We start from the raw sequence: 23,775 nt of genomic DNA, 5'->3' as shown, positions 1-23,775 counted from the left end.
GGCTGGACAGACACACTGGCAACACTTCCTTACTTCGGTTAGCCTCCCCGGAATTCCTTGGCGGAGGATGAACCTTTTTGGGCCGATCAGCGACAGAGCAGACAGGAGCCAGGCGGCTCGACCGGCCATGACGGCAGCGACGGAGACCGATCGCGCGCTTGTCGACCGGGTCGCGAAGGGCGACCGTGCCGCCGTGCGGCTCCTGTTCATGCGTCACCACGCGCGGGTCTACCGCTTCGTGGCGCGCCAGACGGGATCGGAAATGATGGCTGACGATATCGCGAACGAAGTGTTCCTCGAGCTATGGCGCCAGGCGCCAGGTTTCGAAGGACGCTCCGAAGTCTCGACATGGCTGCTCGGCATCGCCCGGTTCAAGGCGCTGTCCCTGCTGCGCAAGAAGAAGGAAGACTGGATCGACGACGAGGCCGCCGCCGCGGTGCCCGACGGCGCCGACACGCCAGAAGTCGTCACCATGAAGGAGGACAAGGCCGCCGCCTTGCGCCGCTTCGTCGACGCCTTGCCCGAAGAGCACCGCACGGTGATCGATCTTGCCTATTATCACGGGCAGTCGGTGACCGAGATCGGTGAGGTGCTCGGCATCCCGGTCGCGACCGTTAAGACCCGGATGTTCTACGCCCGCAAGAAACTCGGCGAGGCCCTCAAGGCCGCCGGTTACGACAGGGGGTGGCCATGAGCGCCGCTAAAAAGATGTCGCGCCGCGACGAAATGGAAACGCTGCTGCCGTTCTACCTGAACGGCTCGCTGGAAGGTTCGGACCTGGAAGCCGTCGAGGAATGGCTGGCCAGCGATCCGGCCGCGCTTGCCGCCCTTGGCGAGGCGGAAGCGGAATTCTCCGGCACCACGGCGGCCAACGAGGCGATCCGGCCGCCGGCCGATGCGCTCAGCCGCTTCGCCAGGGCGCTCGACGCCGAGGCCGGGCCGGTTCGGACCCCGGCAAGCTCGTCCTGGCTGGCGCAGGCCTGGGGTCGCTTCATGGCGGTGCCGGCCGGCGTCGCGTGGGCAGCGGCCGCGGTGCTGCTGGCGCTGATCATGGTGCAGTCGCTCGTCAATCCGGGCGGCAAGAGCGGCAATTTCGAGATTGCCGGTGCACAAGACGATCTGGCAAAAATGCCGTTCGCCCTGGTCAAGTTCAAGCCGGACGCGAAGATGTCGGACATTGCCGGCTTCCTCGGCGGCAACGGGCTGAAGATCATCGGTGGACCGACCGCCGACGGCGTGTTCCGGCTTGGCATCCCGGCTGCCACCGCAGCCGACTACACCAAGCAACTCGGCCTTGTTGCCGCCCAGCCTTTCACCGACACTGTGATCGAGGGAAGGAAACCAGTTGATGGCGGCTGAGGCGGTCATTCGATTTGCGGCAATCCTTGCGGCGGCGATGACAATCGCCGCCGTGCCTGCGTCGGCGCAGAGCAATGCCGCCAATGGCGACCAGACGAAAATCGACTGCCGCGACGGCACCAATGCTGCCGGCACCGACTGCGCCAAGGACGGCAGCGGCGCCAGCGACAATGCCGGCGGTGCGGGTCCTGCCCAAGCCGGCGCCGTCTTTCTTCCCGCCCTGATCGTCGACCTGTTTCCCAATCCGGTCGCCCCTCCGGCACCGGTGCCGACGCCACGGCCAGACCCGGCGACACCGCCTGCCGACACGCTGGCCGGGCCACCGGCGGGCGGCCCGATCGTCTCGCCGACCGATCTCATCGCCGTTCAGCCGCCGCGCGCGGTGGTCGGCGATTTCGTGCCCGACGAAGTGCTGGTGACCGTCGACGGCGATGCGGGCGCAGTGCAGCAGATCGCCGCTTCCTTTGGCCTGCAGGTGCGCTCGCAGCGCCAGTCCAGGCTGCTTGGCACCACGCTGGTACGCTTCGGCATTCCCGATGGCCGCCCGGTCGGCGTCGTGCTGGCGCAGCTGGCCGCCGACGGCCGCACCCAGCGGCGTGAGCCCAACCATGTCTATTCGCTGCAGCAGGCCGCCAGCATCGTCAACTATGCCTTCGACCGCATCGCGCTCGATGCCAAGCAGGCCAGCGGCGAGAACGTCCGCATCGCGGTGATCGATACCGGCATCGACGACACCAATCCGGCGTTGTCCGGCGTCATCGCCGGACAGTTCGACGCCATGCCCGACGTGCCGATCGAAAAGCGCGATCACGGCACTTCGGTCGACGGCCTGATCGCCGGGGTGGGCGCGCTGGAAGGCATGGCCCCAGGCGCCAGGATCTACCACGCCCGCGCCTTCGAGGGCGGCAAGTCGACCATGGACGTCATCCTGTCGGCGCTCGACTGGGCGGCCGACCAGGACGTCCGCATCATCAACATGAGCTTCGTCGGCCCGAAGAACGAATTGCTCGGCGCCGCCTGCCGCAATGCGCGAGCGCTCGGCATGGTGCTGGTGGCGGCGGCCGGCAACAACGGGCCGAAGGCGCCCTATGGCTATCCGGCTGCCTTCGACGGCGTTATCGCGGTGACCGCCACCGATGCCAGGGATGGGCTGATGCCGCAGGCCAATCGCGGCGCCTATGTCTTCATCTCGGCGCCCGGGGTCGAGATGGTGGCGCCGAGCGGCGCCGGTTCGGACGTGGTCACCGGCACCTCGTTCGCGGCGGCGATCGTGAGCGGCGCCATCGCCAACCTGCTCCATGCCGCACCCGACCGCTCGGCCGACGACATCGAAAAGGCACTCGCGGCAACGGCGAAAGATCTCGGCCCCAAGGGGCGCGACAATGATTTCGGCTATGGGCTGCTGGACCTCAAGGCGGCAGGGGCGGACAAGGAGTAGCCTGCGGCGGCTCAGCTCGCGTTCTGCCGGGGACGGAGCAGAAAATAGAATGCGGCGACGTGCGTGATCATCAGCAGCGGTACGTAGATGACCGGAATCGCGTAGGTGGCGCCCAGTTCATCCGCGCGTGCAGGAAGGCCGATCTGGATGGCGTGGTAGTAGTCGACGATGAGGTCGACCATCCCTACGAGATTGAAGGCGACGACGAACGGCCAGAACAGCTGAGGTATCCTCACCGCGAGCAGCGCCAGCATGGCCAGCACCCCCGTTGCTAAGTCGCCATAGGCGGCGAACACGGCGAAGCCGGCGGGCAGATTGGGGCTTACGACACCCGAAAGGAGGAAGACGAGCCCGAAGAAGCGGAAGCTGTGCAGAGTGGCGATAGCACGTTGCGCCGCGACCCGGTCCATCGACCTCAGCCACGGCAGACCGTATGCGCCGAAGCAAAGCAGCCACGCGACATAGCCCAGAACGAGATGGATTTGGAACAACACTTCCGTCGGCATTTGGCCTCCTCTCGGCAGTTGGCTTGCTCTGTCTGCAAGTTTCAATCGACAAGCTAGGCCCGCTTCCATAGTTCGACTATCCGCTGTAATCACAACAACCCATGAAGCAGAACTACACAGTCCGGCATGGTGCACTGGAGGGTGTCGAGGTGTTCCTGGCTGTCGCCAGGCGCCGCAACTTCCGCCGTGCCGCCGCCGATCTCGGCGTGACGCCGTCCGCCGTAAGCCAGGCGGTACGCGCGCTGGAAGCTCGCATGGGCGCGGCGTTGTTCGCCCGCACGACGCGGAGCGTCGGCTTGACCGAGGCTGGCCAGCGGTTCCTCGATCGTGCCGGCCCTGCCTTCGAGGAGATCGTCGCGGCCGGCGAGGCCGCACGCGACGTCGGCCAACGGCCGACCGGGCTGCTGCGCCTGTCCGTGCCCCGCGCCGTCGTGCCGTTGATCCTTGAGCCGATGATCGCGTCGTTCTGCCGGGCCTATCCCGAGATCGAACTGGAGATCGCCGCGAGCGACGAGATGGTCGATCTCGCGGCGGGCGGGTTCGATGCCGGCATCCGGCTCGGCCAGTTCATCGCGCCGGACATGATCGCGGTGCGGCTCACGCCGCCATTCACGTTCGTCGTCGTCGGCAGTCCGGACTATCTCGAGCGCCACGGCTGCCCCGAGCGTGTCGAGGATTTGCGCCACCACGCCTGCCTGCGCTTGCGCCGCTCGAACGGCGCCGTCGCGCCGTGGTCCTTCGTCGACGGCAATGGGGCGATCGAAGCGATGGTCTCGGGCCCGCTGATCGCGCACGACTATCCGACGTTGCTCGGGGCCGCGATGCAGGGCGTCGGGCTGGCGCAGACGCCTCGGCCCGTCGCCGAAGGAGCGATCGCCGAAGGAAAGCTCAAGCCGGTGCTGGACGGCGTCGCCGCCACGACGCCGGGCGTCTTCCTCTATCATCCTGGCAAGCGCCAGGTCCTGCCGAAGCTGCGCGCCTTCATCGATCACCTCAGATCCGCGACCTGAGGCAATGAATGGATGCCGGAACCCTTCCTTGCGGAATACGACTTCCGGCAACCAGGACGCATGGCAATCCGCTGGCCAAACGTGGCACGCCGGCTACGAGCCAAGAGAGTCGCCGCTGCGGGCTGCCAGCAACCGCTGAGGATCGACCTCTGTCGTTCAGAGTGATTGAGTTTTAATCCCTCAGGCCGGCGCGCCGGCGACCGATCCCCTGACCACCAGGTCGACCGGCCAGACCTCGCCGCGGGCGCCCTCTTCCAGGCCGGAAATCCGTGCCGCCAGCCGTTCGGCGATACGCGCGCCAGCGAGGCGGATGGATGAGCGCGTCGTCGACAGCGGCACGGAGAAATTCTCAGGCCTCAGCCAGGGAAAGACGTCGTCATGGGCGATTAGCGACACGTCGCCGGGGATGGTCAGGCCCAGATCGCGCACGGCGCGCACGACGCCGAGCGCCATGATCAGGCTGGAGCAGGCGATCGCCGTCGGCGCGTCGCCCTCTTCCAGCAGACGCCGGGTGGCGCGATAGCCGTTCTCCTCGGTCATGGCCACCGAACAGACATGGCGTTCGCCCAGCTCCAGGCCACTCGCCGCCAGGGCGCGGCGCACGCCGCGCTCGCGATGGATGGCGAAGGTCTCGCGGTCGTCGCCATTGATCAGCGCCAGCCGGCGATGCCCGAGCTGGATGAGAAGCCGGGCTGCCTCGTGGAAGGCGCCCTCATTGTCGATGTCGGTGAAAGGATAGTCGAAATCCAAACCTTCGCTACGGCCATGCACGATGAAGGGAATGCCCAACGTGTTGACCAGCGCCACGCGCCGGTCGGCGGGCCTTGGCGAGGAGATGTAGACGGCGTCGACCTGCCGGTTGGCGACGATGCGCCGGTAGGTCGTTTCCTGGTCGTCGGCGTCGGCCGGCGACAGCACCAGGTCGAGTTCGTGCGAACGGGCATAATCGCCGAGCCCTGACAGGAATTCGACGAAATGCGGATCGATGTCGACGGATGCACCGGTCGGCAGGACATAGCCGATCATGCCGGTCTTGCCGGTCGCCAGCCGGCGCGCGCTCGGATTGGGGCGGTAGCCGTGGCGCTTGGCGGCGTCCATCACCCGCCGGCGCGTTTCCTCGTTGACCTCGGGATAGCCGTTCAGCGCGCGGCTTACCGTGGTCTGCGAAAGCGCCAGCATATGGGCGAGCTGCTTGAGGTTCACAGCAGGTCTCCGCGCCTCAAAGCGCTTTTAAATTGAATTGGCCAAGACGCCACGGTAGCGCGGCGACGCCATGAGCAACCATACGGGTGGTTTGACCAGATTTGAAACAAAAATTGCTGCTGCACCGCCATAAAAGCATGCTGCACCGCACTTTTCGACCTCGAATGGCCTTAAATTAAATCGATTAGCACATCACCCTCTTGACTTCCGAGCGATTCAATGGCGAGATCAAAAAAGCCAAAGCGCTTTGGAAGACTCTTCGAAAGGTTGCGGTTCCTTTCCGAGTGAGTCACAGTCCTGCGGCGTCGGCGGACGGAATGGAGGTTCCGTCCGGTGTGTGTGTGACCCACTGGGAGGAATACCGATGAAGAAAATGCTTTTGCTGGGCGCCGCGTTTGTCACGCTCGCCCTGAACGTGCCCGCGCAGGCCGAACTGAAGTTCAAGCCGGGCGAGGATCCCCGCTTCGACTGGGCGAATTTTGAAGAGCTCAAGAAAGTCGACCTCAAGGGCGAGACGCTGACCATCTTCGGGCCATGGCGCGGCGAGGACGAAGGTCTGGTGCGCGGCGTTCTCGACTATTTCTCGGAAGCCACCGGCGTCGAGATCAAATACTCCTCCTCGGAGAATTACGAGCAGCAGATCGTCATCGACACGCAGGCCGGCAGCCCGCCCAACATCGCCGTGCTGCCGCAGCCCGGCCTGATCCAGGACCTGGCGTCGAAGGGCCTGCTGACGCCGCTCGGCGACGATACCGCCAAATGGGTCAAGGACAATTACGGCGCCGGCCAGTCCTGGGTCGATCTCGGCACCTTCAAGGACAAGGACGGCAAGCCAGGCTTCTTCGCTTTCCCCTACAAGGCCGACGTGAAGTCGCTGGTCTGGTACTCGCCGGACAATTTCAAGGAAGCCGGCTACACGGTTCCCAAGACGCAGGAAGAACTCGCTGATCTCGAAAAGAAGATCATCGCCGATGGCGGCAAGCCGTGGTGCATCGGGCTTGGCTCCGGCGGCGCCACCGGCTGGCCGGCGACCGACTGGGTCGAAGACCTGATGCTGCGGACCCAGACGCCCGACGTCTACGACAAGTGGGTGAAGAACGAGATCCCGTTCAACGATCCGGCGGTGGTCAACGCCATCGACATCTTCGGCAAGATCGCGACCGACGACACCATGGTCGATGGTGGCGCCAAGGCGGTTGCGGCGACCGATTTCCGCGACAGCCCGAAGGGCCTCTTCTCGGTGCCGCCGAAATGCTACCTGCATCATCAGGCATCGTTCATCCCGACCTTCTTCCCCGAAGGCACCAAGGTTGGCCAGGACGCGGACTTCTTCTACTTCCCGCCCTATGCCTCCAAGCCTGACCTGGGCACGCCCGTGCTCGGCGCCGGCACGCTGGCGATGATCACCAAGGACTCCAAGGCCGCGCGCGCCTTCATCGAATTCCTGAAGATGCCGCTCTCGCACGAGATCTGGATGGCCGAGGGCGGTTTCGTGACACCGTTCAAGGCGGTCAACAAGGCTGCCTATGCCAGCGACGCGCTGCGGAAGCAGGGCGAGATCCTTGCCAATGCCTCGACCTTCCGCTTCGACGGTTCCGACCTGATGCCGGGCAAGATCGGCGCCGGCGCCTTCTGGACCGGCATGATCGACCTGGTCGGCGGCAAGTCGGCGCAGGATGTCGCCACCGACATCCAGAAGAGCTGGGACGCGATCAAGTAGGCGGCCGGCAAGTAGGTGGCCTGCCGGCTCGGCCACCGAACGTCCGAGCCTTTCATTCTCGCACTGGATCCGGGCCCAGCCGGCCCGGATCCGACGGCGGCCCGTGCCGCGGCCTTTCGTCATGAGCGCATCGACATGAAGCGCAATCCGCACGTGAGAAACGTTTGCGGCCGATCGCGCTCCAAACAACTGAATCGGCGCCTGGTCCCGTCACCAAGGGCATTAACCTTGGTGGATCATGCGCAGGGGGAGGAACCCATGGCGTCTCAGATTTTCTCGGCCATATTCGTCATCATCGTCGGGGTCGGCGGTTGCGTCGCCTATTTCTGGGGCGCCAACAAGCTGGTCGACCTGATATTCCCGTCGCGCGGCGTCGCCGGTGCCGCCGCCATCGACAATCTTCGCCGGCAGGGGCTTATCAGGCCATGGCTGTTCGTCGGTCCGGCGATGATCATCCTGACCATCTATCTGATCTACCCGGTGGTCGAGACGCTGCGGCTGTCGTTCCTCGATCGTGGCGGCGCCAATTTCGTCGGCTTCGCCAACTATGAATGGGCGTTCGGCGATCGCGAGTTCCGCAACTCGATCCTCAACAACATCATCTGGCTGGCGGTGGTTCCGGCCGCCTGCACCTTCCTCGGGCTGATCATCGCCGTGCTCACCGACAAGATCTGGTGGGGCACGATCGCCAAGAGCCTGATCTTCCTGCCGCTGGCGATCTCCTTCGTCGGCGCCAGCGTGATCTGGAAATTCATCTACGAGTATCGCGGCGAAGGCCAGACGCAGATCGGCATCCTCAACGCCGTCATCCAGCATTTCGGCGGCCAGCCGCAGGTCTGGATATCGCTGCCGTTCTGGAACAATTTCTTCCTGATGATCATCCTGATCTGGATCCAGACCGGCTTTGCCATGGTCATCCTGTCTTCCGCCCTGCGCGGCATTCCGGAGGAGACGCTGGAAGCCGCCGTCATCGACGGCGCCAACCCGTTCCAGATATTCTGGAAGATCATGGTGCCACAGATCTGGGGCACCATCGCCGTCGTCTGGACGACGATCACCATCCTGGTGCTCAAGGTGTTCGACATCGTGCTGACCATGACCAATGGCCAGTGGAACAGCCAGGTGCTGGCCAACCTGATGTTCGACTGGATGTTCCGCGGCGGCGGCGATTTCGGCCGCGGCGCCACCATCGCCATCATCATCATGATCGCGGTCATTCCGATCATGGTCTGGAACATCCGCCAGGCGAACAAAGAGACGGGAGGACATTGAGATGGCCGTCGCGACCGGAAATTCCTTCGCCAGCCGCTTTGGCGTCCACATTGCCGTGCTTGTCTTCGTCACTATCTGGACCGTCCCGACGCTCGGCATCCTGGTCTCGTCGCTGCGCGACAAGGACCAGATCATCGCCTCGGGCTGGTGGAACTCGTTCTCCAGCTCCACTCAGACGGAAGCCGGCCGCCTGCCGGCCGCCTCGACGCAGGTCGAGAAGGACGGCAAGTTCATCCTCCAGGGCAACATCTTCGGTGACGGCGCTGCCCGCAACATCAGCGCTTTCGGCGTCAAGTCGGCGGCGCCCACGCAATATACCGCCGGCAGCGTTGCCGATCTCGGCGACGGCGTGACGTTGCAGCTCAATGCCGACGGCAGCTTCGTCATGGCCTCGCCCAAGGCGTTCGAAGGCGATCGCGGCCAGCGCGTCTACTATGCCTCGTCGGCGCCGCCGAAATTCACCACCGACAACTACAAGACCGTGCTGTTTTCCGAGGGCATCGGCCGCTCGTTCATGAATTCGCTGACCGTCACCATCCCGGCGACCGTCATCCCGATCCTGATCGCCGCCTTTGCCGCTTACGCGCTGGCCTGGATGCGCTTTCCCGGCCGTGCGCTGCTGATCGCGGTCATCATCGGCCTGCTGGTGGTGCCGCTGCAGATGTCGCTGATCCCGCTTCTGAAGCTCTACAACGGCGTCGGCTCGTTCTTCGGCGTGCCGTCGAAAACCTATCTCGGCATCTGGCTGGCGCATACCGGCTTTGGCCTGCCCTTCGCGATCTACCTGCTGCGCAGCTACATTGCCGGCCTGCCGCGCGAAATCATGGAATCGGCGCGCATCGACGGCGCCAGCGATTTCGAGATCTTCGTCAAGATCGTGCTGCCGTTGTCGTTTCCGGTGCTGGCCTCGTTTGCCATCTTCCAGTTCCTGTGGGTATGGAACGATCTGCTGGTGGCGATGGTTTTCCTGGGTACGGAAGCAGACCAGATCGTGCTGACGGCCAAGCTCAATGCCTTGCTTGGTTCACGCGGCGGCGATTGGGAGATCCTGACGACATCGGCCTTCGTGACCATCATCGTGCCGCTGATCGTGTTCTTCTCGCTGCAGCGCTATTTCGTCCGCGGGCTGCTTGCCGGCTCGGTGAAAGGAGGCTGAGACAATGCAATCCGCTTTGAAGGCCAGTTCGAAACCTGACCTCGCCGTCGATCGCGACTGGTGGCGAGGCGCGGTGATCTACCAGATCTATCCGCGCAGTTACCAGGACTCGAACGGCGATGGCATCGGTGACCTCAGGGGCATCATCGGCCGGCTCCCCTACATCGCGGCACTCGGCGCGGACGCCATCTGGATATCGCCGTTCTTCAAGTCGCCGATGAAGGATTTCGGCTACGACGTGTCCGACTATTGCGACGTCGATCCGATGTTCGGCACGTTGGCCGATTTCGATGCGCTGACCGCCGAGGCGCACAGGCTGGGCTTGAAGGTGATGATCGACGAGGTGCTGTCGCACACCGCCGACAATCATCCGTGGTTCAAGGAAAGCCGGTCGAGCCGCACCAACCCGAAGGCCGACTGGTATGTCTGGGCGGACGCCAGGCCGGACGGCACGCCGCCCAACAACTGGCTGTCGATCTTCGGCGGATCGGCGTGGCAATGGGACACCAGCCGCCAGCAATATTATCTGCACAACTTCCTGGCCGAGCAGCCCGACCTCAACTTCCACAACCGTCAAGTCCAGGACGCGCTGCTCGACGTCACCCGCTTCTGGCTGGAGCGCGGCGTCGACGGCTTCCGGCTCGACACCATCAATTTCTACTTCCACAGCCTGGGCCTGGAAAACAACCCGCCGCTGCCGCCGGAGGAGCGCAACGACCAGACGGCGCCGGCGGTTAATCCCTACAATTACCAGGACCATCTCTACGACAAGAGCCGACCGGAGAACCTTGGTTTCCTCGAACGGTTCCGCGCCTTGCTCGACGAATACCCGGCAGCCGCCGCCGTCGGCGAGGTTGGCGATTCGCAGCGCGGGCTGGAAGTGGTGGCGGCCTATACCGCCGGCGGCAAGCGCGTGCAGATGTGCTATTCCTTCGACTTCCTGGCCCCCGAAAAGATCAGCGCGGCCAAGGTCCGCTCGGTGCTGGAAGCCTTCGGCAAGGTCGCCAGTGACGGCTGGTCGTGCTGGGCCTTTTCCAACCATGACGTGATGCGCCCTGCCTCGCGCTGGGCCGCCAATGAGGCCAACCCGACCGCCTATCTCAAGGTCATCTCGGCGCTGCTGATGTCCTTGCGAGGCTCGGTCTGCATCTATCAGGGCGAGGAACTCGGCCTTGGCGAAGCCGACCTGCGGTTCGAGGATCTGCAGGATCCCTATGGCATCCGCTTCTGGCCGGAATTCAAGGGCCGCGACGGGTGTCGCACGCCGATGGTGTGGGATGCCGCCGCCAAGAATGGCGGCTTCTCGACGGCGAAGCCGTGGCTGCCAGTGCCCGGAAAGCATCTTTCGCAAGCGGTCAATGTCCAGCAGGGCGATGATCGCTCCTTGCTCGAGCACTACCGGCGCTTTCTCACCTTCCGGCACGCTCATCCGGCGCTGGCCAAGGGCGACATCACCTTCATCGAAAGCCAGGGCGACACGGTCGCTTTCACACGCCGGGCAGGCAATGAACAGATCGTCTGCGTCTTCAATCTGGGAGCCAAGCCGACCGAGATTGACCTTGACGACCGATCGCTGCACCCTTTGCCCGGGCACGGTTTTTCGGGCCAGACGAGCACCGGTTCTATACAGCTCGGCGGCTACGGCGCCTGGTTCGGGCGCATCGACTGAATTTCAAATCACTGGGAGGAAACCAATGGCCGATGTCACGCTAAGGCAAGTGAAGAAGTCCTACGGCAATCTGAACATTCTCCACGGCATCGACCTCGATATAAAGTCGGGCGAGTTCATCGTCTTCGTCGGCCCGTCCGGCTGCGGCAAGTCGACCTTGCTGCGGTCGATCGCCGGGCTCGAGGAAATCACCTCCGGTGAGCTCAAGATCGCCGGCGAGGTGGTGAATGACGTGCCGCCGTCGAAGCGGGGCATCGCCATGGTGTTCCAGTCCTATGCGCTTTATCCGCACATGACCGTCTACGACAACATGGCGTTCTCGATGAAGATCGGCAAGGAAAGCAAGGCCGAGATCGACAAGCGGGTGCGGCAGGCGGCGGAAATCCTGCAGCTGACCAAATATCTCGACCGGCTGCCCAAGGCGATGTCGGGCGGCCAGCGCCAGCGCGTCGCCATCGGCCGCGCCATCGTGCGCAATCCGAAAGTGTTCCTGTTCGACGAGCCGCTGTCGAACCTTGACGCGGCGCTGCGCGTCGCCACCCGCATCGAGATCGCCAAGCTCAAGGAATCGATGCCCAACACGACCATGATCTACGTCACCCACGACCAGGTCGAGGCGATGACGCTGGCCGACCGCATCGTGGTGCTCAAGGAAGGCCATATCGAACAGGTCGGCACGCCGATGGACCTCTACAAGAAGCCCGGCAACCTGTTTGTCGCCCAGTTCATCGGCTCGCCGGCCATGAACATCCTGCCGGCGACCATCGACAAGACCGGAAACCCGACCGTCGTCAGCCATGTCGGCGGGCGGAAGGCGACGGTGCCGATCTCGACACCGGCTTCGGCAAAGGGTGCTTCGGTGAGTTTCGGCGTGCGGCCGGAAGACCTGATCATCGCCACCGGCGCGGACTATCTGTTCGAGGGGACGGTGGATTATGTCGAGCAGCTCGGCGAGGTCCAGCTTGTCTACATCGACATCGGCCGCGCCGATCTGCCGCTGGTGACGAAGCTGCCCGGCAATGTCGAGGTCAAGCGCGGCTCGATATTGCGGCTGAGCGCCAACGCCGAGGACCTGCACATCTTCGACGCGGACGGACATTCCTTCGCGCTCCAGAAGCCGGAAGCAAAGGCGGCCTGAGGCGGCCTGTCCTGCTGGACCAAGGCGAGACAAAAAAGAGCGGCGGGCAAGGCCCGCCGCTCTTTTTTCAAGAATCAAGTTCGGTTGTTAGAGCAATTCCAGGAAGAGTGTGAAACGGTTTTCCGTCCGGAATTGCGTCAAAACAAAGAGTTAGAGCGGTTTGCCGTTTCCGTGAAACGGTGAACTGCTCTAGTGGCCGAAGAGGTTCCGGTCGCTGCCCTGGGGGGCGGACTTCTCTACGTCACCCGACGAATTGAGCAGCTTGTAGACAGGCGAGCCGCTGTTGCGGATCGAGCCCGTATGCGAGGTGTCCACGTTGACGGTCGCCTGCTTGTTGATGTCGGTGCCGCCAACATTGTCGTTGCGGGCATAGGCGCTGCCGGCGGCAATCAGAAGTGCGGCGGCAGTAAGAACAATCTTTTTCATTTTTGATACTCCGGTATTTCAAGTTCTAGACGGCGGGCTGGCCCGCCGCCTTGCTTTCGGATGTTAGTTGTTGCCGAACAGGTTACGGTCGCTGCCCTGGGCAGGCGCCTGGGCAGCCGGCTCCGACTTCTTGATCGAAGCCGTATACGAGCTGTCGACCGTGGCGGCAGGCTGGTTGGCACCGTTGGAGCCGAAGTTGTCGCTGCCGGCAAAAGCGCTGCCGGAAATGGCAAGGAGGGCGGCGGTGGCGATAAGGATCTTCTTCATTTCAAGTACTCCTGAATTTCTGGATTTCGCCAGGGCGGCGGGCGCACCCGCCGTCACCTGGGGAATCGGCTGTTAGTTGTTGCCGAAGAGGTTACGGTCGCTGCCCTGAACGACGGGCTGCTTTTCAGCCGGAGCCGACTTCTGGATCGAGGCCGTGCGCGAGCTGTCAACCGAGGTGGCGGCGGGCTGATTGGCGCCATTGGAGCCAAAGTTGTCGCTGCCGGCGAAGGCGCTGCCGGAGATGGCCAGAACGGCGGCGGCAGCAAGGATGATCTTCTTCATTTCAAGTACTCCTGAATTTCTGGATTTCGCCAGGACGGCGGGCAAGCCCGCCGCCTGCTGGCGATCGGCTGTTAGTTGTTGCCGAAGAGGTTACGGTCGCTGCCCTGGGCAGGCGTCTGAGCAGCCGGTTCCGACTTCTTGATCGAAGCGGTGTACGAGCTGTCGACAGCAGTGGCTGCCGGGGCATTTGAACCGTAGTGATCGCTACCGTTAGCGAAGGCGCTGCCGGAAATGGCCAGAAGGGCGGCGGCAGTGAGAACAATCTTTTTCATTTTTTGGTACTCCAGTATCTTCTTATTTCCGTCCGTCTAGCGGCGTGTCTTGGAAGGAATTCGCGTCGTTCGGACAGCCCCGATGTGGGAGAGCCATCCAGCCATTTCCAATCACGAAGTTGTTTCGTGTGGACCATGAATCTGCCACTTGAAATTGTACCAGGGCCTTCTACACCATGTACTTTTCTGTTTTATATCAGTTAGTTAGATAAAACCGCCGTTCCGATCACCAACTGTGTCCAGGGTCCAGCGTTCACACCGTCCTGCACGCACCGTCAACAGAAACGAACCGTTCGGTTCGATTTTAGAGGCAGCTAATAGTCACTTTTCGAAACCGTTAACCGTTTTTGGCTTCCGCCAGCGACCGGATTCGGGAAGACCGCGGCCGGCGAATGGCAATCGGGGAGATCGGATTTCAGCCCGGCAATCGCCTATCCGGGCGTTTCGTACGCGTGTCGCGCCGCATGGATGCGATGTCGCTTTCATGCCGATGTCGCAAGCGCCGTCGTGATTAGATCATGACATCTCAGGTGCCGCTTCGTGACGACGAGGCGGAGAATTGGGAAGCCGGTCAGAATCCGGCGCTGCCCCCGCAACGGTGGTGGAGTTCAAGTCGCAACGGGAGACCACTGGGCCGAAAGCCTGGGAAGGTGTCGCGATCGTCCGCAAGGACAACTCCAGAGCCCGGAAACCAGCCGGAGATGTCTAGACTCGACTGATCGCGGTGGGCGGTCAAGAGGTGGATAGCGCATGTCCGACACATTGCCGGCTTGCGTCCGATCCTTCCTCTCTTCCCCTCCGATGCAGTCCTTGATTGTGAGGACAGGACATGGACGCGCGCAACGACATGCTGAGGCTCTTGAATGGCCGCAAGCAAGGTTTTTCACTAGAGCAGCCCTTCTACACCGACCCCGACTATTTCAAGCTCGACATGGAGCTGATCTGGTATCGCGACTGGCTGTTCATCGGCCATGATTGCGAACTGCCGAAGCCGGGCAGCTACATCACCGTGCAGATCGGTGACTATCCGGTCGTCCTCGTCCGCGACCAGCAAGGCAAGATCAACGGCTTCCACAATTCCTGCCGCCATCGCGGCAGCCGTGTCTGCAATTCCGACAAGGGCACGGCGGCCAAGCTGGTCTGCCCCTACCACCAATGGACCTATGAGCTGGACGGAAGGCTGCTGTTCGCCAGGCAGATGGCCGACGGTTTCGACAAGAGCCAGTTCGGCCTGAAGCCCGTCGCCTGCGAGACCGTCGGCGGTTACATCTTCATTTGCCTGGCCAAGGAGCCGGCTGATTTCGCGCCGATGCGGGCGATGATCGAACCCTATCTGCTGCCGCACCGGCTGCGCGAGGCAAAAGTCGCCTTCGAGAGCACGATCATCGAGAAGGGCAACTGGAAGCTGGTCTGGGAAAACAACCGCGAGTGCTACCATTGCGCCGGCAATCATCCGGAGCTCTGCAAGACCTTCCCGGAAGCACCGACGGTGACCGGCGTGCAAGGCGCCGACAGCGACCCTGAAATGCTTGCGCACTGGGCGAAATGCGAAGCGGCCGGCCTGCCGAGCAAGTTTCGCATCGATCCGGCCGGGCAGTACCGCGCCACCCGCGCGCCGCTGTTGCGCGATGCCGTCAGCTACACGATGACCGGCAAGCGGGCGGTGAAGAAGAACCTGTCCGACACCGTCTCCGCCGACCGCATCGGCACTTTGATGCACTATCACTATCCGACGACGTGGAACCACATCCTCATCGACCATGCGGTGACCTTCCGCGTGCTGCCGATCAGCGCCACGGAAACCGCGGTGACGACCAAATGGCTGGTGCACAAGGATGCGGTCGAAGGTGTCGATTACGATCTCGCCGAACTCACCCATGTGTGGACCGAGACCAATGACCAGGACCGCCGCATCGTCGAGGAAAACGCCTTCGGTATCCTGTCGCCGGCCTACGAACCAGGCCCCTATTCGGAGATGCATGAGGGCGGCGTGATCCAGTTCGTCGACTGGTACGCACGCTTCATCGGGCCACGCCTTGCCGGAGACGGCCGGCCGGCCCTGCGCAGCGTCGCCTAGCGCATGGCGCCCAAAAGCGCGCAGCGGTTTTGGGCTCACGCCATGCACGGAACAAAAGGGACAAGAGGATGAATGCGATGACGGATCTTGGCCTCTATCGCCATCTCGACGAGATGGCGCCCTGGAACGACAGGCTCCAGGTGCTGGAAGTGATCGGCGTCGCCGACGAGGCCCCTGACGTAAAGACCTTCACCTTCCGCTCCGACAACCAGACCTGGTTCCGCTACAAGCCTGGCCAGTTCGTGACGTTGGAGCTGCCCACCGTCGAGGGGCCGCTGATGCGCACCTACACGCTGTCGTCCTCGCCGTCGCGGCCGTTCTCGATCGCGGTGACGGTGAAGGCACAAGCGGGCAGCATCGGCACACGCTGGATGTTCGATCATCTGGCGCCCGGCACCCATGTCAAGGCCTATGGGCCGGCCGGCGACTTCTCGCTGCACAGCCACCCGGCGGCCAAATATTTGTTCATTTCGGCCGGCTCCGGCGTGACGCCGATGATGTCGATGCTGCGCTGGCTCAACGACTGCGCGCCATGGACCGATGTCGGCTTCGTCAACTGTGCGCGTCGTCCGGAAGAGATCATTTTCCGCAAGGAGCTCGAACTGCTCGGCAGCCGCATGCCCGGCCTGTCGCTCGGCTTCATGATCGAGGAGCGGTCGAGCCGCGAGGGCTGGTTCGGCCACATGGGCCGCATCGACGCGATCCGGCTGCCATTGTTGGCGCCTGATTTCCGCGAGCGCGAAATCTTCTGCTGCGGCCCCGATCCCTTCATGCGCGCCGTGCGCGGCATGCTGGAAGCCGCCGGCTTCGATATGACGAAATACCATCAGGAGAGCTTCGCGGCGCCCGTTGTGGAGGAGATCCCGGCGCCGTTCGCTGCGCAGGCGCGGGACGGCACCGCGGTTCCCGTCGAAGCCGCCACGCCGATCCGCTTCTCGCTTTCGGATGTCGATGCCGAATGCGTCGCCGGCCAGACCGTGCTGCAGACGGCGCGGGCTTCGGGCGTGCGTATCCCCGCCGCCTGCGAGTTCGGCCTGTGCGGAACCTGCAAGGTGAAGAAGGTCGCGGGCACCGTCGAGATGAGCCACAATGGCGGTATCCTCGATCATGAGATCGACGACGGCTTTATCCTCGCCTGCTGCTCCAAGCCGCTTTCGGCGCTCGAAATCGAGGCGTGATCCACTCGGAGCCAGACTGCTCCCCAAAAATGGTCGACGCCGCGCCGACGCACGTTGACTTGCCAAGGAAGAACCGAGTGTTTACAGGCGTTGTTGGGGAGCGACCACGCCGACCGGTGATTGGTCGCGCAAGCTGCGGGGACCAAGAACGATGCGCCATGCCGATGTCTACACAATCGCGAGCAAGGACGTTGTCTTTGAGTCCTTCGACGGCGAGGCCGTGGTGCTCGATCTTTCGAGTGGGAAATATTTCGGTTTTTCCGATTCAGGCAGCAGGATCTGGCAGGCGCTCTCGTCCGGCGTCGATGCCCAGGCCCTGATCGGGCTGACCGCCGGCGCCTCGACAATAGGCCCGGCTGAGCTCGACGGCTTCATATCGCAATTGGTCGAACTGCGGCTCCTGACGCGTTCCGACGTCCCGGCGCGGTCGCTGCCGGGCGACCTGCTTGCCGAGCTTGCGGCCACGAGCGAGCCGCTCAACGTGAGTGTCCACGACGACCTCGCCGACCTCATCATCGTGGATCCCATCCATGAAGTCGAGGAACCGCTGGGCTGGCCGGCGGTCAAGCAGGCATCCTGACAAGCAGTCGCATCCGCGATAGAGGGGCGCTGGACCTGGCCATGTCGCGCGTTACCCTCGAAACCTTGCCCGACTACGCCCGGTATCTCATCGCCGCTGCCGAAGGCGCGTCCGCGTCCTATCCGGTCACGCGAAAGATCCGCCTGCCCTGGCTGGAACTGACCGCGCATCTCGGTCCCGGTGTACTGGCGGATGCGCTCGGCCATGCTTTTGTCGAGAGCAGGGGTGATCAACCGGAAAGCTCCAGCTGCAGCATTTTTGTTGCTCACCCGGGCATCCACGGCATCCCTGGGCCGGCACGATGGGGCGACGCGCATTTCACCGAACACGGCTTTGCCAAGCGCCTCGCCGAGGCCGGCTTGCGCGGCCACCATTTCCACGATCTCGATTTCTGGCAGTTCTACGATCCGCAACGTCGCGTTGGCGTGCAACTGATGGCCTCGGCCGACGCCTTTCCGCCCTGGGAACCTGGCGCGCCGCTGCGCGCCTTCCTGCACTGGGAATATGCGGCACGCGGCATGCGGCTTGCCCATGCTGGCACGCTTGGCACCAACGGCAAGGGCGTTCTGCTTGCCGGCGCGGGTGGCGCCGGAAAATCCGGGACCGTCGCTGCCGGCCTCCTCAACGGGCTGGACAGCGTCGGCGACGACTATGTGCTGATCGACCTCTCCAACGGCGTTACGGCCCGCCCGCTGTTTTCGACCCTGAAGCAAGACCCCCAAGGGTTTGCGCGGCTCGGGCTGAAGCGCCGGCTGGCCGACGGTCCGCTCAACTGGCAGGGCAAGCACGCCTTTCACATTGGCGACATCGCGCCTCGGCCGGTGCCCGCAACGCTGGACATCGTTGCGCTGGTGGTGCCACATATCAGCGGTGGCGAGGCGAGCTCGATCATGCCAATGTCGCGCAAGGATGCCATGATTGCATTGGCGCCGTCCGGGATAGCACAGATGCCGGGCGAGCGGGAAAGCGGCTTTCGCTTCTTCAGCGATCTCACCCGCCTGCTGCCGTGCTGCCGTCTGTCGCTGGGGACGCAGCCGCAGGAGATCGCCGGCACGGTCGCGGATTTCCTCGCGCGGGGCGCTTCGTGAAACTGAGCGTGATCATGCCCGTCCACAATCGCGAGCGCTATGTCGTTTCGGCATTGCGCTCGCTGGTGCGGCAGCGCGACGACCTCGACCTCGACATCATCGTCATCGATGACGGCTCGACCGACGGTTCGGCGCAGGCCGTACGCTCGATGATGCGCAAGACGCCCTGCATCCGCCTGTTCCAGCAGGCCAATATGGGCGTCGCCAGGGCGCGCAACGCCGGGCTGCGGCACCTGCCGCCGGACGCCGGGTTCGTGTCGTTCCTGGATTCGGACGATATCTCGCTGGCGGGACGCTTCAAGCGGGATCTTGCGTGCTTCACGGCCGACCCCCGCCTCGAATTGACCTATTCGCTGATGACGCTGGCCGACCGGATTGATGACGAGAGGCTTGAGCCGGCGGCCGACAGCCGTACCATGACGCTTCGGGGAATTTCGCTGAGCACCGCCGTGTTCCGCAGGGCACTTGTCGACCGGACGGGCCAGTTCGACGAGGATTTCGAACAAGCAGAGGACACCGACTACCTGCTGCGTGTTTTCGAAATGGATCCGAACTACGAATTGCTGGATGCCGTCGCGATCTACTACCGGCGCCACGCTGGCAACGTCACCAAGGAACAGAGCGGCAGGGTCCGCAACCATTTGCGTGCCATCCACAAGTCGATGCGGCGGCGCAAGGCCGACCCGTCTTTACATGAGGTCCAGGGCATCTTCGAACTGAAGAGCCCGGCAAACTGGCAGATGCTGTGATGCCGGACACCATCGGTTCGGATCAGCCAAGCCCGGAACAGTCGTGGAGCCATCAATGAGGCTGAGCGTGATCATGCCCGTCTACAACCGCGAGGCCTTTGTCGGCGCGGCCCTGCGCTCGCTGTTGAGACAACGCAATGCAGCCGATCTCGACATCATCGTCATCGATGATGGCTCGACAGACGGATCTGCCGAAGTCGTGCGCTCGGTGATGGATGAAAACCCCTGCATCCGCCTGTTCCAGCAGCCCAACCTGGGTGTGACCCGGACGCGCAATACCGGACTCGGGCTGCTCGAGCCGGACACGGACCTGGTGTCCTTTCTCGATTCGGACGACATTTCCCCCGCGGGACGCTTCGAGGCCGATATCGAACTCTTCCGGAACGATCCGGACCTGGATCTCACCTATTCAAAAATGATGCTTGTCGACGAGATCGACGACGAGCGCCTGGAGCCGGCAACCAACAGCAACAGCATCACGGTTCGGGGCATCCATCTGTCGGCGGCGATCTTTTCGCGCCGGCTTGTCGAACGTATCGGTGGTTTCGACGAAGCCTTCCATCAGGCGGAGGACACCGACTACCTGCTGCGCACCTTTGAAAGCCGGCCAAGATATGCGATGCCGGAGACAGTGGCCCTCTACTACAGACGCCATCCCGGCAACATGACCCGACAGACCGACGTCCAGTCCCGTGAATTCATGCGCGCTATCTACAAATCGATGAACCGCCGCAAGGCAGATCCGTCCCGGCGTCGAATCGAGGGCATCTTCGATCTCAGGCCTCTCGCTGACTGGCATTTCATGTGATGAGCGGATACGGCGTCGTCATCCCAGCCTTCAATGCAGCCGGCACCATCGCTGAAACCCTGCGATCGGTCGTGGCCCAGTCGGTCAAGCCCGAGACCATCATCGTCGTCGACGACGGCTCGACCGACGACACGGTCGCGGTGATCAAGACGATGAACCTGCCGGTCAAGCTGTTGCGCCAGGACAATGCCGGGCCCGGCAGCGCCACGACCCGGGGCATTGCGGCGCTGTCGACGCCATTCATCGCGACGCTCGACGCGGACGATCTGTGGCTGTCGGACAAGATCGAAAGGCAACTCGCGCATCTCGAGGGATCTCCCGCGACATTCGGGGTTTTCTGCCATTGGCGTAATTTCCGCAACGACCAGCCCGACGCGCCCGAGGCCGCGGCCCTGCCTGGCTGGTCGCGGACCACCATGATGATCCGACGCGAGGTGGCCGAGACCGTCGGACCAATCGTCGATCCGCCGGGTGGTCGCGGAGAGATGATCGACTGGATCGCCCGCGCGCGTGAAGCCGGTTTCGTCCTTGACATGCTGGACGAGGCGCTGGCGCTGCGCCGCATCAGGCCAGGCAGTCTCTCCTATGGGCGCGATCCGGCACGCGACCGCGGCTATCTCCAGGTGGCAAGGCTCGCCATGCAGCGGCGCGCCCAGAACAAGGCTCGCCCCCGTTGAAGGCCAAGGCAGTTCGCCGCATCGGCCGCCGCTTTCCGGACTATGGCTGGTCCTGGCCGACCGGTGGGCTCGATCAGCTGCTCAAGGCGGCGCTTCTTTCCGACGAGGACGCCGCCGCTGCTTGCGCAGCGCGCTGGCTGGACGAGAACGACATCGACCTTGTCGCCTTCCGGGAGCACCGGCTGCTTGCTGCCATCTCCGACAGGTTCGGCAGGAAGCTCGCCGGCCATTCCGCTTATCCGCGCCTCGTAGGCCTGCAGAAGATGCTGTGGACCAAGTCGCGCATGGCCATGCGCGAGGCCGAACCGGCGCTCGAGGCGATGGCTGATGCCGGATGCATGGTGATGCTGATCAAGGGCGCCAGCCGCATCGCCTTGAACGCGTCGGCGCAGCGTGGCCGCGTGGCGCACGACATCGACATATTGGTACGGCCGCAGGACATGCAGACGGCCTTCGACGTGCTGCGCGACCGCGACTGGCAGATCGCCTCGGGTGTTAGCCCGCAATATCTGCGGACAAGACTGGCGTCGCTGCGTTCTATGAATTTCTTCAAGGGCAGTTTCGGCGACATCGACCTGCACCAGCTCGCCTATGATGGTTCGCAGCAAAGCAACGAAGACGACCTTGCTATCTGGCGCAGAGCCGCGGCCGGCGTGTTCAGCGGCGTCAGCGTGCTGGTGCCGTCGCCTGCCGACCGCATCGCGCTGGCCATCGCGCATGGCGGGCTTGATGCCCACACGCACAGCGACTGGCTGGTCGATTGCGCCGTGGCTATCCGAGACGGCAATGTCGACTGGGACGTGTTCCTCGATATTGTCACCAGGCGCGGCCTTGCCGTTGCCGCCGCGGTGGCGCTCTCCTACCTTGCGCTGGGTATCGGCGTGGCGGTGCCGGATGAGGTGCTGGCGCGCGTGCTGGAGATGGCCGACCGCGCTGGCCTTTCGCGCTGGTCAGCCGTGCTGCAGGCCAAGCCGCGAACTGATTTCGGCAGGCTGGTCTGGCTGTCGCGTGGCCTTGCCAAGCAATTGCGGCTGCAACGAAAGAGCGGCCGGCTGCAACAGGAGCCGCCGGCCAAGGCCTGGCGCGGCAGGTCGGCTGGGCGCAGGCCACCGGACGCGGCGTCGCCATTGGTGTTTTCACAGGCCATCCCCTGTCCGCGAACGACGGGGGACATGATGCTCGACATCGCCGTCAGAATCAGTGTCCCACCGGTCCGGCGCCGCATCGAGATGGAGATCAATGCCGGTGACGACCATGTTGCTCGCCTGCGTGCCATGGTCATCAGCCGATCCGGCAAGGAAAGGGTGCTGCATTTTCGCGGCAAGGTGAGGCTGGACGGCTCAGGACAGGCCTTGACGCTGGCGGCGCGGCCGTCGCGGCAGTTTCGCGAATGGAATGACGCGGCCGCCGTCGCCGTCTATGGCGCACTGCCTTTCCAATTGCTGTCGGCAGAATTCTCGCCGGTTGGCTGAGACCGGCGGGGACGAGAAGCACGCGTCGAAAACGACAAGCGCAACCTCCGAGGCGACACTCCTTCAGACCCCGTAGCGTTCGGTGCGAATGATTTCCGCCGCCACGCCGGCGTCGATCAGCGCCTGGGCGGCAGCCGAAACGAAGGCGTTGGAGCCGCAGACGAAGGCGATCCTCGGCGGCTCGGGCAGCCGGGCCATGGCTTGCACCATCATCGCGACGTCCACCCGTCGCGAATAGTCGGCCGGCCGGCGCGCGGCTTCGCGCGTCAGGGTCAGCATCAGGCCGAAGCCGTCCTCGCGGTCGTCGAGGCCGATCAGCTCGTCACGAAAGATCACTTCCTCCCAGACCCGCGCCGAAAAGACCAGGACGACGGGCACCGTCGATTTTCGGGCGGCGCGATGGCGGACCATCGACATCAATGGCACGACGCCCGAGCCGCCGCCGACCAGCAGAAGCGGCCCACCGTCGTCATCGGGCCAGACGAAATGCCCGCCGAGCGGCCCACGCAGTTCGACCTCGTCGCCAACCGCGGCCACCTCATGGAAGAAGGGCGAGACCTCGCCATCATCGAGTTTCTCGATCGCCAGCTCGATCGCCCCGTCCGTCCTGGGCGCGGAGGCGATGGAATAGGAGCGGCGCGCCTGATAACCATCCGGCGCCGTCAGCCTGACATCGACATGCTGCCCGGCTCGATAGGCGAAGGGCCGCGACAGCCGGAAGAAGAAGCTGGTGACACGCGGCGTGCGCTTTTCGATGCGGACGATCCCGGCTGTCTGCCAGGGCGACTGGACCGCCAGCGCTTCGCTCATGGGTCTTCCGTATAGCGCTGTTCGCGCCAGGGGTCGCCATAGATGTGATAGCCGCGCAATTCCCAGAAGCCGGGCTCGTCACGCGTCGTGAACTGCAAGCCGTTCAACCATTTGGCCGACTTCCAGAAATAGAGATGCGGAACGAGCAGCCGCGCCGGACCGCCATGGTCCGGGGCGATCGGCTTGCCCTCGTAAAGCAGCGCCACCATCGCCTTGCCAGCGGTCAGGTCCTTTACCGGCACATTGGTGGTGTAGCCGTCGAACGCATGCGCCAGCGCGAAATCGGTCGGCGGCTCCAGGCCGGCATCGGCAAGGATATCGTCGACCAGCACGCCCTGCCACGGGGTGTCGAACTTGGTCCACGCGGTCACGCAATGGATGTCTCGCGTCATCTTGGTCAAAGGCAGCGCGTTGAACTCGGCCCAATTCCATTTCTTGATCGGCCGCGGCCCATGCTTCAGCGTGAACGACCAGTCCTCGGTGCGCACGCGCGGCGTCGGACCAGCCGACAGGACCGGAAATCCCTGCTCGAGATATTGCCCGGGCGGGATGCGCGCATCGCCGTCGGTCGGTGGGCGCCGCCCAGAAAGAAAACCTCGGGTGACCATTGCGGCAATC

General features: G+C 63.8%; 25 protein-coding genes and 1 riboswitch. Of the genes, 17 read left to right on the top strand and 8 right to left on the bottom strand.

Annotated elements, in window-relative coordinates:
* Positions 1–127 precede the first annotated feature (127 nt).
* Genes AC56QP_RS17710 through AC56QP_RS17700 form a run of 3 tightly spaced genes read left to right on the top strand, consistent with a single transcriptional unit; the run spans position 128 to position 2,797 of the window.
* Positions 128–694, top strand: coding sequence for a sigma-70 family RNA polymerase sigma factor (locus AC56QP_RS17710; RefSeq protein WP_256749249.1), 567 nt, complete (start codon positions 128–130; stop codon positions 692–694).
* Positions 691–1,359 (top strand): anti-sigma factor, encoded by a 669-nt coding sequence (locus AC56QP_RS17705; RefSeq protein ID WP_489858769.1) that lies wholly within the window; start codon positions 691–693, stop codon positions 1,357–1,359. Before AC56QP_RS17710 ends, AC56QP_RS17705 begins: the two co-directional genes overlap by 4 nt.
* The gene (locus AC56QP_RS17700; protein WP_489858770.1) at positions 1,349–2,797 is read left to right on the top strand and encodes a S8 family serine peptidase; all 1,449 of its coding nucleotides are present in this window, start codon (positions 1,349–1,351) and stop codon (positions 2,795–2,797) included. The genes AC56QP_RS17705 and AC56QP_RS17700 overlap by 11 nt, the downstream gene beginning before the upstream one ends.
* 11 nt (positions 2,798–2,808) lie before the next feature.
* On the opposite strand, the gene AC56QP_RS17695 is transcribed toward AC56QP_RS17700, so the two are convergent.
* Complete coding sequence (locus tag AC56QP_RS17695) at positions 2,809–3,303, bottom strand: DUF8737 domain-containing protein (RefSeq protein ID WP_489858771.1); 495 nt, start codon at positions 3,301–3,303, stop codon at positions 2,809–2,811.
* 101 nt (positions 3,304–3,404) lie between these two features.
* On the opposite strand from AC56QP_RS17695, the gene AC56QP_RS17690 reads away from it, so the two are divergent.
* The gene (locus AC56QP_RS17690) at positions 3,405–4,313 is read left to right on the top strand and encodes a LysR substrate-binding domain-containing protein (RefSeq protein ID WP_489858772.1); all 909 of its coding nucleotides are present in this window, start codon (positions 3,405–3,407) and stop codon (positions 4,311–4,313) included.
* 180 nt (positions 4,314–4,493) lie between these two features.
* Here AC56QP_RS17690 and AC56QP_RS17685 read toward each other — a convergent pair whose 3' ends face one another.
* Entirely contained in the window at positions 4,494–5,516 is a 1,023-nt protein-coding gene (locus AC56QP_RS17685; protein WP_091586526.1) for a LacI family DNA-binding transcriptional regulator, read from the bottom strand.
* A gap of 364 nt (positions 5,517–5,880) precedes the next feature.
* On the opposite strand from AC56QP_RS17685, the gene AC56QP_RS17680 reads away from it, so the two are divergent.
* The 5 genes from AC56QP_RS17680 (at position 5,881) to AC56QP_RS17660 (ending at position 12,471) form a co-directional block, all read left to right on the top strand.
* On the top strand, positions 5,881–7,236 hold the full coding sequence (locus AC56QP_RS17680) for an ABC transporter substrate-binding protein (RefSeq protein WP_489858773.1): 1,356 nt from the start codon (positions 5,881–5,883) through the stop codon (positions 7,234–7,236).
* 258 nt (positions 7,237–7,494) lie between these two features.
* Positions 7,495–8,508, top strand: a complete 1,014-nt coding sequence (locus tag AC56QP_RS17675; protein WP_489858774.1) for a carbohydrate ABC transporter permease — start codon at positions 7,495–7,497, stop codon at positions 8,506–8,508.
* Between the two features lies 1 nt (position 8,509).
* Positions 8,510–9,664, top strand: coding sequence for a carbohydrate ABC transporter permease (locus AC56QP_RS17670; RefSeq protein WP_489858775.1), 1,155 nt, complete (start codon positions 8,510–8,512; stop codon positions 9,662–9,664).
* A gap of 4 nt (positions 9,665–9,668) precedes the next feature.
* Positions 9,669–11,333: a beta-galactosidase BglA gene (gene bglA / locus AC56QP_RS17665; RefSeq protein ID WP_489858776.1), complete on the top strand. Its 1,665-nt coding sequence runs from the start codon at positions 9,669–9,671 to the stop codon at positions 11,331–11,333.
* Positions 11,334–11,358: 25 nt separating this feature from the next.
* Positions 11,359–12,471, top strand: a complete 1,113-nt coding sequence (locus AC56QP_RS17660) for an ABC transporter ATP-binding protein (RefSeq protein ID WP_489858777.1) — start codon at positions 11,359–11,361, stop codon at positions 12,469–12,471.
* Positions 12,472–12,660: 189 nt separating this feature from the next.
* Here the strand turns inward: AC56QP_RS17660 and AC56QP_RS17655 are convergent, their stop codons facing one another.
* The 4 genes from AC56QP_RS17655 to AC56QP_RS17640 all read right to left on the bottom strand — a co-directional run bounded on the left by AC56QP_RS17655 (position 12,661) and on the right by AC56QP_RS17640 (position 13,718).
* On the bottom strand, positions 12,661–12,897 hold the full coding sequence (locus AC56QP_RS17655) for a DUF680 domain-containing protein (RefSeq protein WP_091586240.1): 237 nt from the start codon (positions 12,895–12,897) through the stop codon (positions 12,661–12,663).
* Between the two features lie 63 nt (positions 12,898–12,960).
* Positions 12,961–13,164, bottom strand: a complete 204-nt coding sequence (locus AC56QP_RS17650; protein ID WP_489858779.1) for a DUF680 domain-containing protein — start codon at positions 13,162–13,164, stop codon at positions 12,961–12,963.
* A gap of 72 nt (positions 13,165–13,236) precedes the next feature.
* The gene (locus AC56QP_RS17645) at positions 13,237–13,446 is read right to left on the bottom strand and encodes a DUF680 domain-containing protein (RefSeq protein ID WP_489858780.1); all 210 of its coding nucleotides are present in this window, start codon (positions 13,444–13,446) and stop codon (positions 13,237–13,239) included.
* A gap of 71 nt (positions 13,447–13,517) precedes the next feature.
* Complete coding sequence (locus AC56QP_RS17640; RefSeq protein WP_091586243.1) at positions 13,518–13,718, bottom strand: DUF680 domain-containing protein; 201 nt, start codon at positions 13,716–13,718, stop codon at positions 13,518–13,520.
* 511 nt (positions 13,719–14,229) lie between these two features.
* A riboswitch (cobalamin riboswitch) is annotated at positions 14,230–14,432 on the top strand.
* A gap of 115 nt (positions 14,433–14,547) precedes the next feature.
* Between AC56QP_RS17640 and AC56QP_RS17635 the strand changes: the two genes are divergently transcribed.
* The 8 genes from AC56QP_RS17635 (at position 14,548) to AC56QP_RS17600 (ending at position 22,347) form a co-directional block, all read left to right on the top strand.
* Positions 14,548–15,795: an aromatic ring-hydroxylating oxygenase subunit alpha gene (locus AC56QP_RS17635; protein WP_489858781.1), complete on the top strand. Its 1,248-nt coding sequence runs from the start codon at positions 14,548–14,550 to the stop codon at positions 15,793–15,795.
* Between the two features lie 77 nt (positions 15,796–15,872).
* On the top strand, positions 15,873–16,973 hold the full coding sequence (locus tag AC56QP_RS17630; RefSeq protein ID WP_489858782.1) for an FAD-binding oxidoreductase: 1,101 nt from the start codon (positions 15,873–15,875) through the stop codon (positions 16,971–16,973).
* Between the two features lie 151 nt (positions 16,974–17,124).
* Positions 17,125–17,553: a PqqD family protein gene (locus AC56QP_RS17625; protein ID WP_489858783.1), complete on the top strand. Its 429-nt coding sequence runs from the start codon at positions 17,125–17,127 to the stop codon at positions 17,551–17,553.
* 41 nt (positions 17,554–17,594) lie between these two features.
* Positions 17,595–18,641, top strand: a complete 1,047-nt coding sequence (locus AC56QP_RS17620; protein WP_489858784.1) for a serine kinase — start codon at positions 17,595–17,597, stop codon at positions 18,639–18,641.
* Positions 18,638–19,390 carry a glycosyltransferase family 2 protein gene (locus AC56QP_RS17615; RefSeq protein WP_489858785.1) on the top strand — a complete coding sequence of 251 codons (753 nt, stop codon included), beginning with the start codon at positions 18,638–18,640 and terminating at the stop codon, positions 19,388–19,390. The genes AC56QP_RS17620 and AC56QP_RS17615 overlap by 4 nt, the downstream gene beginning before the upstream one ends.
* Before the next feature lie 55 nt (positions 19,391–19,445).
* On the top strand, positions 19,446–20,198 hold the full coding sequence (locus AC56QP_RS17610) for a glycosyltransferase family 2 protein (RefSeq protein ID WP_497100416.1): 753 nt from the start codon (positions 19,446–19,448) through the stop codon (positions 20,196–20,198).
* On the top strand, positions 20,198–20,875 hold the full coding sequence (locus AC56QP_RS17605; protein WP_489858786.1) for a glycosyltransferase family 2 protein: 678 nt from the start codon (positions 20,198–20,200) through the stop codon (positions 20,873–20,875). Before AC56QP_RS17610 ends, AC56QP_RS17605 begins: the two co-directional genes overlap by 1 nt.
* Positions 20,872–22,347: a nucleotidyltransferase family protein gene (locus tag AC56QP_RS17600; RefSeq protein WP_489858787.1), complete on the top strand. Its 1,476-nt coding sequence runs from the start codon at positions 20,872–20,874 to the stop codon at positions 22,345–22,347. The genes AC56QP_RS17605 and AC56QP_RS17600 overlap by 4 nt, the downstream gene beginning before the upstream one ends.
* A 63-nt stretch (positions 22,348–22,410) precedes the next feature.
* Here the strand turns inward: AC56QP_RS17600 and AC56QP_RS17595 are convergent, their stop codons facing one another.
* Together AC56QP_RS17595 and AC56QP_RS17590 are read right to left on the bottom strand one after the other, a co-directional pair.
* Complete coding sequence (locus AC56QP_RS17595) at positions 22,411–23,157, bottom strand: FAD-binding oxidoreductase (protein WP_489858788.1); 747 nt, start codon at positions 23,155–23,157, stop codon at positions 22,411–22,413.
* Complete coding sequence (locus tag AC56QP_RS17590; RefSeq protein WP_489858789.1) at positions 23,154–23,765, bottom strand: molybdopterin-dependent oxidoreductase; 612 nt, start codon at positions 23,763–23,765, stop codon at positions 23,154–23,156. The genes AC56QP_RS17595 and AC56QP_RS17590 overlap by 4 nt, the downstream gene beginning before the upstream one ends.
* Positions 23,766–23,775: the final 10 nt, after the last annotated feature.

This window comes from Mesorhizobium sp. RCAM 05104 (assembly GCF_059683645.1).
This window is presented reverse-complemented; position numbering and strand designations above follow the sequence as displayed.